The sequence below is a fragment of the Roseburia sp. AF02-12 genome (assembly GCF_003461765.1).
Classification (GTDB): domain Bacteria; phylum Bacillota; class Clostridia; order Lachnospirales; family Lachnospiraceae; genus Roseburia_C; species Roseburia_C amylophila.
The window spans coordinates 1513975-1531293 of sequence record NZ_QTXS01000001.1 but is presented as its reverse complement, the minus strand read 5'-3'; the positions used below and the strand labels follow the sequence as shown (position 1 = coordinate 1531293).

The following is a 17319-nucleotide window of genomic DNA, read 5'->3' as shown; positions in this document are numbered from 1 at the left end:
ATATTGTAGCAGAATATGAGAAAGAAGAGGTATCTGATGATTCGGGCATCGGATACCTCTTCTTTCAATGCTTATGCGGGTAGTGGGAAAACGCTGGACTTGCAAAGCATGTTTTCTGTAGTTTTACAGTTTCTTTAAAATTTTATCGATGTCATTTCTGTGGCCTAATATCATCAGATGGTCCGTGTCTTTAAAAATATAATTGGCATCCGGCAGCAGGCTCATGACACCATCTGTTTTAATACCGATGATATTGGCATGATAGCAGGCACGGAAATTTAGATCCTTAATACTCTTTCCAATCCATTCTGGTAATGGCGGAATCTCATAAATGGAGAAGCCACCGCCTAATTCAAAGTAGTCAAAGACCTGGTCGGCAGAGAAACGGACTGCAGTTTTTTCGGCGATATCCCGGTCAGGGTAGATAACTTCGTCAGCACCGTTCCGCAGTAGAAATTTGGCATGAATATCACGGTTTGCTTTGCTTACGACATATCTGGCACCCATTTCCTTAAGCAGGCTTGTAATCTCTAGGCTGCTCTGGAAATTACTTCCGATACAGACAAAGCAGACGTCAAAGTTGCCAACACCTAAAGTGGCAAGTACTTTTTCATTGGTGCAGTCGCCAATTTTTGCACTGGTGACAAAAGAGAGAACATCTTCCATTACGGCTTCATTCTCGTCCACAACCATAATCTCATTATCCAGTTTGGATAAGTCTTTGCAAAGGTGAGTGCCAAATCGGCCCAGTCCAATAATTAAAAATGATTTCATAGAATCCTCCTAGTATAATCAAGATATTTGATATTAACCGACATTGATTTTTTCTACCGGCTGCATCACATGCGCAATCCTTTTCTTATCCGTAAATGCTAAGGCAAAGGAAAGGCTTCCCAGTCGTCCTAAATACATTAACAGAATTAGAATGATATGACAGCTGGTACTAAGGCTGCTTGTAATACCGGTTGACATTCCGACAGTGTCAAGAGCTGAAAATGCTTCAAAAGCCACATCAATGACTGGATAACCGGAAATAGAAGTAATTGCCAGTGTGGCACTGAGTGCCAGCGTCAACTGGAACATAAGGACGACGACTGATTTGGTGATAACAGATTCTTCCAGTCTGCGTCCAAAAATATTTGTTCCGGTAGTACGGGTTAAGGTGGAACGTACGGATAACAATAGAACAAATATGGTTGTAACCTTTACACCGCCGGCGGTAGAACCCGGGGCACCACCGATAAACATAAATACAATAGAAAGAAATTTACTGCTTTCGCTTAACGCGCCATTATCAACAGCGTTAAAACCGGCAGTTCGTGGGGTAACAGTACAGAAGAAAGAATTCAAAAGCTGTTCTCCGAAATTCATACCGGCAAATAAGCGGTTATGCTCAAAAAGATAAAAGAGCAACGTGCCGCCAAAGAGGCAGACTGCAGTAGCACTTAAAACCATTTTGGTCTGCAGGGCATAGTGGCGGCAATGCAGCCCGTGTTCCCTAAGGTCATTCCATACAAAGAAACCGATACCACCAATCAGGATCAGGGCACTGATGGTAAGAATTACTACAGGATCATTGTAGAATCTGGTAATGGATGAAAAGGGACTGTAACGCCCCATTAAATCGAATCCTGCATTACAAAAGGCTGAAATAGAATGGAAGATACCATAATAGATGGCATGTAAAACATCCATGTCTTTCAGAAAACGCAGTGTAAGAATGAATGCACCCGACATTTCAAAAAGAAACGTGCCTCCGATGACACGGCGGACAAGCCGCACGACACCGCCGATTTCAAGGGTGTTTAAACTTTCTTTAATAAGACCACGCTGTTTCAGCCCGATTTTCTTGCGTAACATCAAAGAAACAGTAATACCAATGGTGATAAAACCAAGACCACCAATCTGAATCAGAACTAATAAAACAAGCTGTCCGAAAATGCTCCAGTGGGTAAAGGTGTCAACCAGAACCAGACCGGTTACACAGGTAGCACTGGTTGAGGTGAAAAGGGCAGTTATAAATGGAGTCCATTCACCATTCCGGCTGGAAACCGGAAGCATCAGAAGTATGGTTCCGATAAAGATGAGCAATAGAAAACCAAGCGCTATCATCTGTGTACCGGACATACGTTTTTCAAATTTCCCAAACATAATAAAATTCCTATTCCTGATTTAAATAATTTTCGATAAATCTTATTTATCTATTATAGTAATTCTACTCCGCTTTGTCCAGAAAAGACAGTCTGACAGCAAGAAAAAATTATAGAATCAGTTGTTGTCTTAGCTGGTTTGTTTGAGTATAATAAAATAATAGGGTAAACTTGAAAAGAAAAAACTTGAAAAGGATAGAAAAAGGAAGGTTTTTATATGGGACTTTTTATTGTATTTATCATTATTATTATATATGTTGCTTTGTCCCAGAGTGTAAAGCAAAGCAATAATCAAAACAGGCGTGGAAATAATCCGGCTATGGGGCGGCCGCCACAGCAGATATATCGTCCACAGATGAACCAGCCGCAGCGTACATATCAGCAGACCATGAACCAGCCACAACGGGCATATCAGCAGGCACCAGTCCAGCCGCATCCCATGTATCAGCAGGCACCTGATCCGCAGATGAACAGACAGCAGGCACAGCAGCAGTTAAAGAACCGGCTGGCGGGAAAATATCAGTCTGCAGCGGCAGAGGAAATGTCTGCCATGGAAGTAATAGAACCGATGGAATTTACGTATGATATTCCACAAAGTGATAATATGAAGAAAGTGCAGGAGCTGATGGTAACTGGCTTCAGCGGCAATCTGAATTTTGAAAGAGATTTTGTGGCAGAAGGAATTGAAATGTTAAACCGTTTTGAATTACAGTAAAGAGCATAGATAAGTGGAGGATGACAGCAATGGAAGACAGAAGACCGGCAACCGGGGAGATTTACAGACATTTTAAAGGAAAATTATATCAGATTGTAGCCATAGCAACACACAGCGAAACAAGAGAAGAACTGGTGATTTATCAGGCACTTTACGGAGCTTATAAAGTATATGCAAGACCGCTTGCCATGTTTGTAAGCGAAGTTGATCATGAGAAATATCCGGCAGCAGAGCAGAAATACAGATTTGAAAAAGTAAAACTGCAGGAAGAAGCAACTCCACAGGAAGCGGTAAAGGTTAGTCAGGAGAAAACACAGCCGCAGGCAACAGCCCAGCCGCAGGAAACTTCAGAATCCGAAGAGCAGGCGAATCCGTTCCTGCTGCGTTTCTTAGATGCAGATACTTATGAGGAGAAATATAAGATTTTAAATGAGATGGAAAATGATATTACAGACCGTCTGATTAATGATTTTTCCGTAGTATTGGATGTGGTAATTCCGGAAGGAGATTTAACCGGCCGTTATATACAGTTAAAGCAGTGCGTGGCAACCATGTGCCGTTATGAGACTACCCGCCTTAGGTAGGCAGTCCCATACGACTTAAAGTGCTGTTGTGATAATCAGAGGAGAAGGTGACATCTTTCCCAAACCACTTCGGTGGAAGGAAGGATTCAGCTTCTTCTTTTGTTTCAAATTCCACTTCGGCTAATTTCAACGGAGCAAGGTCTCCTTCGAAAATATCAAGCTCAATGGTCAGCCTGCCAGTCAATGGAATCAGATAGCGCTTCTTGGAAATGATAATGCCATCGGCTTTTTGAATCAGATGCCGGTAAGCATCTTCGTTCAGAGGAAGATTATATTCTTCCCGTACCATAAGACCGGAGCCTTTGTAAGTAAGAATATATTTGTCATTGGAGCGGCGCACCCGCACTACAGGGTCCGTATTGAGATACCCCTGCTCAATGACTTTGCAGGGATAGTCTTTTAAATCAAAAGGAATCTCATCAATTAAATATTTACGTTCAATTTCCATAATAGCCTCCATATAGTCAGGAAAATAATGATACATTTATTGTAAAATATTTTAAAATCCACTGCAACCATGGAATTGAAAAAGCGCAGTAACCATGCTAACATAAGAGACAGCATAGAAAAATTTCGTGTTAGAAAATTTAATATCAGAAAATGTAATATCAGAAGAGAATAGAAAACAGGAGGAAGATAATATGAAGAAAATCGGAATTTTTATGGCGGATGGCTGTGAAGAGATTGAAGGACTTACCGTAGTGGATGTGGTACGCAGAGCAGGAATTGCGATTGATATGATTTCCATTACCGGAAAGAAAGAAGTGGCAGGAGCCCACGGAATTACGTTTGCAGCAGATGTACTGGCAGAGGAAGCTGATTTTGACAGCTATGATGGAATTGTACTGCCGGGCGGAATGCCTGGAACCTTAAATCTCGGAAAGCATGAAATTGTAAAGAAAGTGATTACATCTTATGTAGCAGGCGGCAAACTTACTGCAGCAATCTGTGCTGCACCAAGCGTATTGGGTGAGAATGGAATATTAGAGGGTAAACATGCAGTCAGCTATCCGGGCTTTGAAGAAAAGCTTCTTGGAGCCAAGGTCGGAGCAGAAAAAGTTGCAGTAGATGGCAACATCGTTACCAGCCGGGGCATGGGAACAGCCATTGAATTTTCCATGGCTATTGTAAAGTGGCTGGAACCACAGGCAGATATTGATGCGATGGAAGCAAATATCATGTATTTTAAATAAAAATAACCAGAACTTACCAACATAATTTATTCTCTGGAAGCCATACTAAAAACAGGATAAGCAACTAACAAAAGCTTATCTGAAAATAGATAACAAAGAGAAGAAACTATGGAGGTAGAAACAAATGAGCGGAACAAACAGTTCTAATTCAAGTAACCAGATGGCAGTGCCACAGGCAAAAGAGGCAATGCACCGTTTTAAACAGGAGGTTGCATCTGAAATCGGAGTACCTTTAAAAGAGGGCTACAACGGTGACCTGACATCCAGACAGGCTGGCTCTATCGGTGGAGAAATGGTTAAGAAAATGATCATGAGACAGGAAGAGCAGATGTCTAAATAAGAAGAAAGACAAAAAGCCTTCGGGAAAAGCGCGAAAGTGCATTTCCCGGGGGCTTTTTACATGACTGTCACCAATTGAAATCTTGTACCGAAAAAAAAGCTAGTAATTTTACAAACGGTGTGTTATAATCTCTAAATGACTGTTAGTAGCTCTAAGTATGCCTATTTTTAGGGGAGCAGTCGTAAGATAAGAAAATATTTGTACATGTATATTTTATATATAGTTATAAGGAGGAAGAAACAAGAATGAGTGTACAGGTTGAAAATTTAGAGAAAAATATGGTAAAGCTTACAATTGAAGTGGCAGAAGATAAAGTGGCAGAGGCTTTGAAAGCTGCATACAATAAGCAGAAAAACAAAATCAGCATCCCTGGATTCCGTAAAGGAAAAGTTCCAATGGCTATGGTAGAGAAAATGTATGGTCCGGAAATCTTCTATGAAGATGCTGCAAATATCATGATGCAGGAAGCTTATCCGGCAGCAATCGATGAGAGCGGTGTAGATATCGTTTCCCAGCCAACGGTTGATGTGGTTCAGTTAGAAAAAGGAAAACCATTCATCTTCACAGCAGAAGTTGCAAAGAGACCAGAAGTTAAACTTGGCAAATATAATGGTGTAACTGTAACAAAGATCGATACATCCGTATCTGATGAAGAAGTTGCAGAAGCATTAGAGAGAGAAAGAAATAACAATGCAAGAACTGTAACTGTAACAGACAGACCTGTTGCAGAAGGTGATACAGCAGTTATCGACTACGAAGGATTCGTAGACGGTGTCGCATTTGAAGGTGGAAAAGGAGAGAATCATCCATTAGAGATCGGTTCCCATTCCTTCATCGATACATTCGAAGATCAGTTAGTAGGAAAGAACACTGGCGATGAGGTAGAAGTAAACGTTACATTCCCGAAGGAATATCATGCAGAAGATTTAGCTGGAAAACCAGCAGTATTCAAAGTTAAGATTAACGAGATTAAGACAAAAGAACTTCCAGAGTTAAACGATGAGTTCGCATCTGATGTTTCTGAGTTCGAAACCTTAGAAGAGTACAAAGAGAGCGTGAAGAAGAACTTAGAAGAGACCAAAGAGAACAATGCAAAACGTACCAAAGAGGACGAAGCAATCAAGAAGATTATCGAGAAATCTGAGATGGAAATTCCAGATGCAATGATTGAATCACAGGTACAGAATATGATTCAGGAATTTGCCCAGAGACTTGCACAGCAGGGATTAAGCTTTGACCAGTATATGCAGTTCTCCGGAATGACTATGGACAAGATGAAAGAACAGGTTCGTCCGGAAGCATTAACAAGAATCCAGAGCAGCTTAGTATTAGAGCAGATTGCAAAAGAAGAAAACTTCGAGATTACAGAAGATGATGTAAATGCTGAAATTGAGAAGATGGCAAAAGCATACGGAATGGAAGCGGATAAGCTCAAAGAGTATGTTGGCGATAACGAGAAAGAATCCATGAAACGTGATATTGCGATTGAAAAAGCAGTTCAGTTCATTATGGACAATGTAAAAGAAAGAGCAAAAGCTAAGACTAAGAAAGAAAAAGAAGCAGAAGCAGCTAATGCAGAAGCATAAGAGAAGCACGTAAAGAGACAGACTGACTTGGAATCAGGTCGGTCTGTTTTACGCAAATCACTTGAAACAGAGATAAAGTTGCAGCAGAATGTATGGTAGAAATGGAGGTTATCATATGAGTTTAGTACCTTATGTCATTGAACAGACCAGCAGAGGAGAGCGTAGTTACGACATATACTCCAGATTATTAAAGGATAGAATTATTTTCCTTGGTGAAGAGGTAAATGAGACCACAGCCAGTCTGGTAGTGGCACAGCTTTTATTCTTAGAGTCCGAAGATCCGGGAAAAGACATTCAGTTATACATCAATTCTCCGGGTGGAATTGTAACAGGCGGATTGGCAATTTATGATACCATGCAGTATATCAAATGTGATGTATCTACAATTTGTATCGGACTTGCAGCCAGCATGGGTGCATTCCTGTTGTCCGGTGGAACAAAAGGAAAGAGATTTGCATTACCAAATGCAGAGATTATGATACATCAGCCTTCCGGTGGAGCAAAAGGACAGGCAACTGAGATTCAGATTGCAGCAGAGAATATCTTAAAGACCAAGAAACGTTTGAACGAGATTTTAGCTGCAAATACCGGAAAGCCATATGATGTAATTGCCGCAGATACAGAGCGTGACTATTATATGTCCGCAGAAGAGGCAAAGGAGTATGGCCTGATTGACGGTGTAATTACAGCAAGATAAGAGAAATAAGAAAGAGGCTGTCTCTGGGCGGATTATCCGAAGCACATATGCGGAATTCGACTACGGGCAGCCTTTACCTTTTTTACGAAGGATTTAGAAAAGATAGATGGAAATAATCGAGGTGGAAAGATGGCAGGAAGAAATAGCGAGGACAAAATCAGATGTTCCTTTTGCGGAAAATCACAGGATCAGGTACGCAAGCTGATTGCAGGACCAAACGGTGCATATATCTGTGATGAATGCGTGGACATCTGTGCAGAAATCATAGAGGAGGAATTCGAAGATGAGGAGATTTCCGGAAAAGGAAAGGAAGATTTAGAAGAAATCAACCTGATTAAACCGGAAGAGATGAAGAAATTTTTAGATGAATATGTAATCGGTCAGGACGAAGCCAAAAAAGTCCTCTCTGTAGCCGTATATAATCACTATAAAAGAATTACTTCTGATGTAGATATGAATGATGTGGAATTGCAGAAGAGTAACATTCTGATGTTAGGACCGACCGGTTCCGGTAAGACCCTTCTGGCACAGACACTGGCAAGAGTCTTAAATGTACCGTTTGCCATTGCAGATGCCACCACATTAACAGAAGCAGGCTATGTCGGTGAAGACGTAGAGAATATCCTTCTGAAACTGATTCAGGCAGCAGATTACAATATCGAGCGCGCCCAGTGCGGTATTATTTACATCGATGAGATTGATAAGATTACGAAGAAATCTGAAAATGTATCCATTACCAGAGATGTGTCCGGTGAAGGTGTACAGCAGGCATTATTAAAAATCTTAGAGGGAACTGTGGCTTCCGTTCCACCACAGGGTGGAAGAAAGCATCCACAGCAGGAATTAATCCAGATTGATACTACGAATATTTTATTTATCTGTGGTGGAGCATTTGATGGATTAGAGAAGATTATCGAGCAGCGTATGGATCAGAAATCCATCGGCTTTAACGCAGATATTGCAGACCGTACCGAGCGTAATCTGAGCGAAGTCTTAAAGCAGGTACTGCCGGGAGATTTTATTAAATTCGGTCTGATTCCGGAGTTTATCGGACGTGTTCCGGTAAATGTATCCTTAGAGCAGCTAGATAAGGAAGCGTTAATCCGTATCTTAAAGGAGCCGAAGAATTCACTGATTAAGCAGTATAAGAAGCTGTTTGAAATTGACGGTGTAGAGCTGGAATTTGAAGATGATGCAGTAGAAGCAATTGCAGAGAAATCCTTAGCCCGTAAGACCGGTGCCCGTGGACTTCGTGCAATTATGGAAGATACCATGATGGATTTAATGTATCAGATTCCTTCTGATGAGAGTATTGTAAAATGCACCATTACAAAAGAAACGGTAGAAGACAAGAAAGCGGAGATAGAATATCGTAACGCATAAAAAAGAGGAGAAAAAGATGAGCAGGACAGTAATTCATTTACCGGCAGTTGCACTTCGTGGAATGACCATTCTGCCGGGAATGGTGGCTCATTTTGATATTAGCAGGGACCGTTCCATTCATGCCATAGAAGAGGCGATGGTTGGAGACCAGAAAATATTCCTGATTACACAGCAGGATGCTTCCGTAGAGGAGCCGGCCAGGGATGATTTATATCAGATTGGTGTTATTGCTGAAGTAAAGCAGGTAATAAAGATGCCAAATGAAATCGTGCGTGTTTTGGTAGAAGGATTGGAAAGAGGCGAGTTAGCCTCTTTTCTGTCACAGGAGAAGTATCTGATGGCAGAGGTCATCCTTTTTGATGAAAAAACGGCAGAAGAGGAAGAACTGATGCCGGAAGCGAAGGAAGCAATGCTTCGCTGTATCAGGGAAACCGTACTGAAATATCAAAAAGCCAATGGACATATGAGCAAAGAATTCTTACGTCAGGTAGAAGAACAGCAGGACGTTGGAACTTTGATGCAGCAGGTTGCATACAATCTGCCGCTTTATTATACCCAGAAACAGAAAATCTTAGAGGCAGTAGATCTCACTTCCCAGTATGAGACTTTAATGGCAATTCTGCTGAATGAGATCGAAGTGATTTCCTTAAAGAATGAATTTCAGGCGAAGGTGAAAGAACGCGTGGATAAGAATCAGAAGGAATATCTTTTGCGGGAACAGATGAAACTGATTCGGGAAGAACTAGGTGAGGATAATACACAGTCAGATGCGGAACACTTTTTAGAGGAAGTAAAGAAACTGAAGGCAGATAAGACGGTTAAAGAGAGAATTAAAAAAGAGATTGAGCGTTTTAAGAATATTGCATCCAGTTCTTCGGAAAGTGCAGTCAGCAGAGGCTATATTGAGACATTGCTGGAACTGCCATGGAATAAGGCTTCTAAGGATAATAAAGATTTAGCTAATGCAGAGAAAATTTTAGACGAAGACCACTACGGACTGGAAAAAGTAAAAGAGCGTATGCTGGAATTCTTAGCAGTCCGGAATCTGACTAATAAAGGAGAAAGTCCAATTATCTGTCTGGTGGGACCTCCTGGAACCGGCAAGACAAGCATTGCCCGTTCTGTGGCAAAAGCATTGAATAAAAAGTATGTCAGAATCTGTCTCGGCGGTGTCCGTGATGAGGCAGAGATTCGTGGACACAGAAAGACCTATGTGGGGGCAATGCCGGGCAGAATTATCAATGGTTTAAAGAGTGCCGGAGTAAAGAACCCGCTGATGCTTTTAGATGAGATTGATAAAGTTAGCAGTGATTATAAGGGAGATACATCTTCTGCACTGCTGGAAGTATTGGATAATGAGCAGAACAGCCATTTCAGGGACCACTATGTGGAGCTTCCGGTAGATTTGTCTGAGGTATTGTTTATTGCGACAGCCAATTCCGTACAGACAATACCAAGACCTCTGTTAGACCGTATGGAGCTGATTGAGGTAAGCAGTTATACGGAAAATGAAAAGGCTCACATTGCAAAAGAGCATCTTATAGCAAAGCAGATTGAGAAAAATGGCTTAAAGGAATCAGAGCTTACATTCCAGAATGGTGCAATTGAGCAGCTGATTCGCAGCTATACAAGAGAAGCCGGTGTGCGTAACTTAGAACGCAAAATCGGTGAAATCTGCAGAAAAGCAGCAAGAGAGATTTACGAGGGCAAGAAAAAGAAAGTTACTATAAGCACAAAGAACTTAGAACATTATCTTGGCAAAGAGAAATATACCTTTGATAAGAAGAATGAGAAGGACGAGGTTGGTATTGTCCGGGGACTGGCATGGACCAGTGTCGGTGGTGATACATTAGAAATCGAAGTAAATGTAATGCCGGGAAAGGGTGAATTTAAACTGACAGGACAGCTTGGCGATGTCATGAAAGAGTCTGCACAGGCTGGAATCAGTTATATCCGTTCTGTCAGTGAGCAGTATCAGATACCGGACGATTTCTTTACCAAACATGATATACATATCCACATTCCGGAAGGAGCCGTACCAAAGGATGGACCGTCCGCCGGTGTTACCATGGCAACCGCAATGCTTTCTGCCATTACCGGGAAAAAGGTGCGTGCTGATGTTGCCATGACAGGAGAGATTACCCTCCGCGGCAGAGTGCTTCCGATTGGTGGATTAAAAGAGAAAACATTAGCAGCGAAAAATGCCGGTATCCGGACAGTCTGTGTGCCGGGAAAAAATGAAAAAGATATTGAGGAACTCTCAGCAGAGATTAAAAAGGATTTAGAAATTGTCTATGCAGATACCATCGAAGATATCTTAAAGGTTGCTTTTGTAAAAGAGTAGTAAAGGAGCAGAAAATGGTTATAAAAGAAGTAAACTTGGAAACGGTGTGTGGTGTTACCAGTAAGCTTCCGGAGAATACATTGCCGGAGGTGGCATTTGCAGGAAAATCCAATGTTGGAAAGTCATCATTAATTAATGCACTGATGAACCGGAAATCCCTTGCAAGAACCTCTGCACAGCCGGGAAAGACACAGACCATTAATTTCTATAATATCAATAATGCCATGTATCTGGTGGATTTGCCGGGATATGGTTATGCGAAAGTAGCAGAGAGTGAGAAAGCAAAATGGGGTAAAATGATTGAAAATTATCTGCATACCTCAAAGCAGCTGCGCCGGGTATTCTTATTAATTGATATCAGGCATGACCCGTCTGCCAATGATAAACTGATGTATGACTGGATTATCCATCAGGGCTTTGATCCGGTTATTGTGGCAACCAAGCTGGACAAGCTGAAGAGAAGCCAGGTGCCAAAATGTATCAAGGCAGTAAAAGAAGGTCTGAAAGTAAAACCTGGGACGGTAATTGTTCCGTTTTCTGCAGTAACCAAGCAGGGCAGGGAAGAAATCTGGCAGATTATGGATGAGGCTGTTGGCTATGAAGAATAAATATGTATTTGTAACGGTTCTTCTGCTGGTACTTTTATTGACTGGTGCAGGACTGACACAATTATATGTAAAAGAAGAGACAAAACAGCAGGATAGTGAATTTACGGTAGTAACATCCTTTTATCCGATGTATATTGCAGCAATGAATGTTATCGGAGACACTCCGGGTGTGGATTTGCAGAATCTCAGTGAGCCGCAGACCGGCTGCCTTCACGATTACCAGCTGACTCCGGCAGACATGAAGCTCCTTTCCGGTGCAGATGTGTTTATTGTAAATGGTGGCGGAATCGAATCTTTTTTATCGGATGTGGCAGCAGATTATAAGAATCTTTCCATTGTAAATGCCTGCGAGGGACTTAATCTTTTGTCCGAAGAGGATGAAGGAGAGGAACATGCTCACGGAGATGCCCATGAAGATGCTGCAGAGGAGCATATCCACGGAGATACCGAGGATACTCATGAAGATGGACACAATCACGGAGATGTGAATGCCCACGCATGGATGAGCATTGCGCTTTATAAGCAGCAGGTGAAAAATATTTTAGAAGGACTTTGCAACATAGACCCAAAGCATCAGGATGTTTATGAAAGCAATGCAAAGGAGTACCTTGCAAAGCTTGAGGACTTAGAAAAAGAGCAGCAGTTCCTAAAGCAAGAATTAGCAGGAAAGCACATTGTTATTTTTCATGAAGCTTATGCTTATGTGGCAGAGGACTATGATATGGAGATTTCCTATACCATGGATTTGGATGAGGAGCGTCAGGTCAGTGCCGGTGAAGTGGCAGATGTGATGGGCGTCATTGAAAAGAATGATATATCAGTGGTGCTGGCAGAAGAACTCTATGGCAAAGATATGGGAGATACAGTAGAGCGGGAGACCGATGCGAAAGTATGTTATCTTGATACCTTAACCCGCGGGGAGTATGAAAAGGACAGCTATCTTGATGCAATGAGACAGAATATGGAACTGCTGAAGGAGGCTTTTACAGAATGAGAAAAATAGTAAAACCATGTGGACTGCATTGTATCCGGATTAACCATCTGGGTGTTACCATTGGAGAACAGCAGATATTGTCAGATGTGAATCTGCATATTCATTGTGGAACACTGACAGTATTGATTGGCCGGAACGGAGCAGGAAAATCAACTCTGATCCGGGCTATTTTAAATGACATTCCACACACGGGAAGCATTGAATTTAAGGACAGGGAAAATGGTCATATCCAGAAGCTTAGGATTGGTTATGTACCACAGAATCTAAATATCGAGAAATCCACTCCGGTCAGTGTCTATGATATGATTGCAAGCTATCAGTCCAACCGGCCGGTATTTTTATATAAGAGTAAAAAGCTGTATCAGGAAATCAAAGAAAGCTTAAAAATGTTTGAAGCCGAGCATTTGATTGACAAGCAGGTATGTAATCTTTCCGGTGGGGAATTACAGCGTGTACTTCTTTCCATGGCAGTGATGGATGAACCGAATCTGCTGCTTTTGGATGAGCCGGTGTCTGGTATTGACCAGAATGGTATGGAGTTATTTTACCGGAATATCGAATATCTGAAGGAAAATTTTGACCTGGCAGTTTTACTGATTTCCCATGACCTTGATTATGTAAGAAAATATGCAGACCATGTGGTGCTCATAGATGGCAAAGTGCTGACCCAGGGAACACCGAAGGAAGTCTATGACAGTGATGCTTTTAAACAGGTATTTACAGATATGGAGGTGCGGGGATGATAGAATTTTTTACCGCGTGGTGGTCTTATGGATTTATGCGGAATGCATTTATCGCAATCCTGATTATCACACCATTGTTTGGAATCCTTGGAACCATGATTGTAAATAACAAAATGGCATTTTTCTCAGATGCATTAGGTCATTCTGCATTGACGGGAATTGCTCTTGGCGTTGTGATGGGAGTTGCAGATACGACCTTATCCATGATTATTTTTGCAGTAATTTTTGCATTATTACTAAACTATATCAGCAGTAAAGCATCGGCATCCAGAGATACGATTATCTCCGTTTTTTCTTCAGCATGTATTGCTGTGGGACTGGCCATCTTATCGAAAGGTGGCAATTTCAGCAAATATTCCAGTCTTTTGGTAGGTGATGTTTTAAGCATCTCTAAAAAGGAAATTATTTATCTGATTCTGATTTTTGCGGCAACACTGATTTTCTGGGGCGTGGCATTTAATAAGTTAAATGCAGTAAGCCTGCACCGGGCACTGGCAAAGAGCCGGGGAATCCGGGTGAAGCTGATAGAAAATATTTTTGCAATTTTTATTGCATTAATTGTAATGCTTTCCATTAAATGGATTGGAATTTTGATCATCAATGCACTGCTGATTCTTCCGGCAGCAGCAAGCCGGAATATTTCGGTCAACATGCGGGAATATCATTTATTTTCCGTTATCTTTTCCCTGTTTTCGGGATTACTCGGATTGATGATTTCCTATTTTACCAATGTTGCAACAGGTCCGATGATTGTGATTGTAGCAGCCATCATTTATTTTGCAACTTATGTATACGGAAGGAGAAATGCATGATGAGAACCACGAAAAAAGGAAGAAAAGGCGCACTTTTACTTACCTTTCTTCTGGCAGGAAGTTTACTGCAATCCGCTATGAGAATGAAAGTAAGAGTTACATTATAGATAAAGGGGCATTTCAGATGCCTTATGGTGAGGATACGACGGTGCAGGCACAGCTTGACGACTGGATTGCACAAGAGGATGGAAGTTATCTTGTAACGGCCTCCCTCTTAACCTATAGTGATGCAGAGGGAAGCAGTAACAGAACCTTCCAGTTTATATTAAACGATAATGGATATAAGGATGAACTTCCGGATCCATTATTCTACTATACCATCTCAAACGTCAGTCCGATGGATGATTCTTTTTCGGATCTGACTCAGGAGACGGAAGAAAACTCCCCCGGACAAGAGCCTTCGACCCAAAACGTTTCCGAATAGAATCAATGGCTGCATCCAGTTGCTTTTGCTTATTGGCAGAAGGCATCTGGGTGCAGCTTTTTTTATTGCCATCTGGGAGCGGACTGCCGGAAGCTGTACTTTCTGTGGAAATCATGGCAGATGCTGATGAATCGGCTGCATAATCAAAAATAGAAAGCTGCACCGGTGCATCTTCAGGAAGCAGACGGCTGGTACGGATGCCAAGGAGCCGGACAGGTTCCTTATTCCAGAGCTGCTGGAAAAGGGAAACGGCAGTTTTATAAAGGGCATCTGTAGTATTTGTGGCTGAGAGGAGACTGCACTGGTGGGAAGTATTGGTAAAATCATGGTAGCGGATTTCTACCGTGATACTCTGGGCTAACATTTTTTCTTTCCGAAGGCGCATGGATACAGATTCGGAAAGAGAGAGCAGAACCTTTTTTGCATCTGCTAAGGTGCGGGCGTCCTCCTTTAAAGTGGTGGAATTGCCAATCCCCTTGGCTTCCCGCTTGGTAGAATGCACATGGTCATCTCCGATTCCATTGGCATATTCCCACATCAGTGTGCCGTGGCTTTTGAATTCCTGCCGGAGGTAATCCGGGTCAGTGGCTGCAAGTTCTCCGATGGTACGGATGCCAAGTGCTTTCAACCGGGCAGCACTGGAATGCCCTACCATGTAGAGATCATCCACCGGAAGCGGCCACATTTTTTTTGCAATTTCATCCGGAAAAAGAGTGTGAATCCGATCCGGCTTGGTAAAATCACTTGCCATCTTCGCCAGAAGCTTATTTGGAGCAATTCCAATATTAACGGTAAAACCAAATCGTGATTTAATATTTGCAGAAATGATTTTGGCTGCTGCAAGAGGAGATTCATACTGGTGGGCAATGGGCGTAAAGTCAAGAAAACATTCATCTATGGAAAGCTGCTCGATATCATCGGTGTAGGTATGTAGCAGTTCCATAAGTGCATGGCTTTTTCTCTGGTACATGGCATGATCCGGCGGAACCAGCATAAGGGTAGGACATTTGCGTAAAGCATTGGCAACCGGTTCGCCGGTGACAATCTTATAGGCTTTGGCAGGCACAGACTTGGCAAGAACCACACCGTGTCTTGTAGCAGAGTCACCGCCAATAATTGCCGGTATAGCGCGGATATCTAAAGTTTCACCATGCTCTAGGCGGTCAACAGCACTCCAGCTTAAAAAAGCAGAATTGACATCAATATGAAAGATAATCCGGTGCATAATGCTCCTCCTTTACCGTATTATGGAATTGCCGGCTGTTTACGGGCTTAATACCTTGGATACCTATATTATAAAAGCTTTCCGGTTGAAAAGAAAGGGCTTTTAGTGTATAGTAAGGTTACAAATAAGGGAAAACGCAGCGAGAATAATGGCAGGTGATTGTTTATGAGATTTAAAAGAATCGATGTGGATACGGTGCGCTGTATTATTTCAGAAGAAGAATTAATGGAAAATGGGCTGGAAGTAGATGATTTTCTGCAGAATGACGGAAGAACAGAATCGTTTCTGCGTAAGATTATTTCCATGGCAGAAGAAGAGGTCGGATATAAAGTACAGGGTGGAAATATTACCATTCAGGTTGCAGTACTGCCGGAGCATACGCTGGCACTTACTTTTTCGGAGAAGCCGGAGCTTGGCATCAGCAATATGTTGGAAAATCTGAAGTCTGCAGTAGAAAGTCTGGTTAAGAATGCTCCTGATATTGAAAAGCTGAAACAGACGTCAAAAGAGCTGGCAAATCAGAATCATACGGATGAAGGCATTGCAGAAATACAGCCGGAGCAGTCAGATTCCAAGGCAGAAGAAAGCACAGATAAGAAACAGTCTACCGGTGGCTTTACACTAAAAGACCGGAATTTTTATCAGCTTTGCTTTGCAAGCATGGAACGTGCAATTTGTTATGCCAAGGGCGTCCGTCTGGAACTGCCGATGAAGAGCAGTCTTTATTATCTGACCAGAGAGGATGCTTATTATCTTTTGCTTGAGAAGGGAGAACTTAGTGATAAACAGCTTTGTCGTCTTTTAAGTGCTTCTTTGGAATTTGCAGATGATATTTATGCGCATGGACCGACCCGGGCATATATTATGGAGCATGGAAAATGCATTTTGCCGGAGCAGGCGTTAGAACATTTACAGGAAATTTAGACAGACAGAGGAATTGGAATGGAAGAATATAAAGATAAAGCATCTTTTGAAGAATTTTTTAAGCAGAACTATGTCCCACTGGATTATAAATCCATTCGGAATGAGATGCGGGAGGCAGCCGGAGATGGATGGAGCCTTTTTACCGATGAATACAAATTCCGTGGAAAGCTAGATAAGAAAGATTTTATTGTGCATATGACAGGCGATGCCTACTGCACTTTTGAAGAGATTGTGGAAAATGCAATTGATGAGTTGAACAGCGGAATCCTTGACATTGTGATGGAAATCGGCAATGAGATGGAATTTGACAACGATACAGCAGAAATTTATTTTGATACCATTGAAAAGCAGTTGAAGGAAATGTTAGATGCCCTTTATGATGATGTGCTTAAAGATTTATAAAAGCAGGTAAAATAAACAGTAAAGATAGAAAAGACCCCGGAAGAACGATTGTATGTATGATATGTACCCTCTTTACTGGACAACCAGTAAGGAGGGTGTTTTTATGCGTTATAGTTATGAGTTTAAACTGATGTGTGTTGAATTGTATCATTCAGGTTCGTATCCAGATATCCCAGAGGGTACGAATCCAGATAC

19 protein-coding genes are annotated in these 17319 nt (G+C 41.8%); 15 read left to right on the top strand and 4 right to left on the bottom strand.

The window, feature by feature from the left end; genetic code table 11:
- Positions 1-123 precede the first annotated feature (123 nt).
- Both DV740_RS07460 and DV740_RS07455 read right to left on the bottom strand, forming a co-directional pair.
- Complete coding sequence (locus tag DV740_RS07460; protein ID WP_117698530.1) at positions 124-774, bottom strand: potassium channel family protein; 651 nt, start codon at positions 772-774, stop codon at positions 124-126.
- A gap of 33 nt (positions 775-807) precedes the next feature.
- Positions 808-2151: a TrkH family potassium uptake protein gene (locus DV740_RS07455; protein ID WP_118087788.1), complete on the bottom strand. Its 1344-nt coding sequence runs from the start codon at positions 2149-2151 to the stop codon at positions 808-810.
- Between the two features lie 216 nt (positions 2152-2367).
- On the opposite strand from DV740_RS07455, the gene DV740_RS07450 reads away from it, so the two are divergent.
- Both DV740_RS07450 and DV740_RS07445 read left to right on the top strand, forming a co-directional pair.
- Positions 2368-2865, top strand: a complete 498-nt coding sequence (locus DV740_RS07450) for a hypothetical protein (RefSeq protein WP_118087787.1) — start codon at positions 2368-2370, stop codon at positions 2863-2865.
- Between the two features lie 29 nt (positions 2866-2894).
- Positions 2895-3449, top strand: coding sequence for a DUF1653 domain-containing protein (locus tag DV740_RS07445; RefSeq protein ID WP_118087786.1), 555 nt, complete (start codon positions 2895-2897; stop codon positions 3447-3449).
- Here DV740_RS07445 and DV740_RS07440 read toward each other — a convergent pair.
- A complete protein-coding gene (locus DV740_RS07440; protein WP_118087785.1) occupies positions 3442-3897 on the bottom strand; it encodes a CYTH domain-containing protein in 456 nt (151 codons plus the stop codon). The two genes, DV740_RS07445 and DV740_RS07440, sit on opposite strands and share 8 nt — an antisense overlap.
- A 193-nt stretch (positions 3898-4090) precedes the next feature.
- On the opposite strand from DV740_RS07440, the gene DV740_RS07435 reads away from it, so the two are divergent.
- From DV740_RS07435 to DV740_RS14675, 11 genes are all read left to right on the top strand, one after another.
- The gene (locus DV740_RS07435; protein WP_118087784.1) at positions 4091-4642 is read left to right on the top strand and encodes a DJ-1 family glyoxalase III; all 552 of its coding nucleotides are present in this window, start codon (positions 4091-4093) and stop codon (positions 4640-4642) included.
- Between the two features lie 124 nt (positions 4643-4766).
- The gene (locus DV740_RS07430; protein ID WP_022243446.1) at positions 4767-4982 is read left to right on the top strand and encodes an alpha/beta-type small acid-soluble spore protein; all 216 of its coding nucleotides are present in this window, start codon (positions 4767-4769) and stop codon (positions 4980-4982) included.
- Positions 4983-5227: 245 nt separating this feature from the next.
- The gene (gene tig, locus DV740_RS07425; RefSeq protein ID WP_117698535.1) at positions 5228-6568 is read left to right on the top strand and encodes a trigger factor; all 1341 of its coding nucleotides are present in this window, start codon (positions 5228-5230) and stop codon (positions 6566-6568) included.
- A gap of 115 nt (positions 6569-6683) precedes the next feature.
- A complete protein-coding gene (gene clpP / locus DV740_RS07420) occupies positions 6684-7265 on the top strand; it encodes an ATP-dependent Clp endopeptidase proteolytic subunit ClpP (RefSeq protein WP_022243444.1) in 582 nt (193 codons plus the stop codon).
- A 129-nt stretch (positions 7266-7394) separates the two neighbouring features.
- On the top strand, positions 7395-8648 hold the full coding sequence (gene clpX, locus DV740_RS07415) for an ATP-dependent Clp protease ATP-binding subunit ClpX (protein ID WP_117698536.1): 1254 nt from the start codon (positions 7395-7397) through the stop codon (positions 8646-8648).
- Positions 8649-8664: 16 nt separating this feature from the next.
- On the top strand, positions 8665-10992 hold the full coding sequence (lon, locus tag DV740_RS07410; protein ID WP_118087783.1) for an endopeptidase La: 2328 nt from the start codon (positions 8665-8667) through the stop codon (positions 10990-10992).
- A 14-nt stretch (positions 10993-11006) separates the two neighbouring features.
- Positions 11007-11600 (top strand): ribosome biogenesis GTP-binding protein YihA/YsxC, encoded by a 594-nt coding sequence (gene yihA, locus DV740_RS07405; RefSeq protein WP_118087782.1) that lies wholly within the window; start codon positions 11007-11009, stop codon positions 11598-11600.
- A complete protein-coding gene (locus DV740_RS07400) occupies positions 11590-12594 on the top strand; it encodes a metal ABC transporter substrate-binding protein (RefSeq protein WP_118087781.1) in 1005 nt (334 codons plus the stop codon). The genes yihA and DV740_RS07400 overlap by 11 nt, the downstream gene beginning before the upstream one ends.
- Positions 12591-13337, top strand: coding sequence for a metal ABC transporter ATP-binding protein (locus tag DV740_RS07395; RefSeq protein ID WP_117698539.1), 747 nt, complete (start codon positions 12591-12593; stop codon positions 13335-13337). The genes DV740_RS07400 and DV740_RS07395 overlap by 4 nt, the downstream gene beginning before the upstream one ends.
- Positions 13334-14149, top strand: coding sequence for a metal ABC transporter permease (locus DV740_RS07390; protein ID WP_022243438.1), 816 nt, complete (start codon positions 13334-13336; stop codon positions 14147-14149). Before DV740_RS07395 ends, DV740_RS07390 begins: the two co-directional genes overlap by 4 nt.
- Positions 14142-14573: a hypothetical protein gene (locus DV740_RS14675; RefSeq protein WP_117698541.1), complete on the top strand. Its 432-nt coding sequence runs from the start codon at positions 14142-14144 to the stop codon at positions 14571-14573. Before DV740_RS07390 ends, DV740_RS14675 begins: the two co-directional genes overlap by 8 nt.
- Here DV740_RS14675 and DV740_RS07385 read toward each other — a convergent pair.
- On the bottom strand, positions 14479-15798 hold the full coding sequence (locus DV740_RS07385; protein WP_118087780.1) for a DNA polymerase Y family protein: 1320 nt from the start codon (positions 15796-15798) through the stop codon (positions 14479-14481). The two genes, DV740_RS14675 and DV740_RS07385, sit on opposite strands and share 95 nt — an antisense overlap.
- 165 nt (positions 15799-15963) lie before the next feature.
- Between DV740_RS07385 and DV740_RS07380 the strand changes: the two genes are divergently transcribed.
- Complete coding sequence (locus DV740_RS07380) at positions 15964-16722, top strand: adaptor protein MecA (protein ID WP_118057272.1); 759 nt, start codon at positions 15964-15966, stop codon at positions 16720-16722.
- Between the two features lie 18 nt (positions 16723-16740).
- Positions 16741-17124, top strand: a complete 384-nt coding sequence (locus DV740_RS07375; protein ID WP_117947574.1) for a hypothetical protein — start codon at positions 16741-16743, stop codon at positions 17122-17124.
- Positions 17125-17319: the final 195 nt, after the last annotated feature.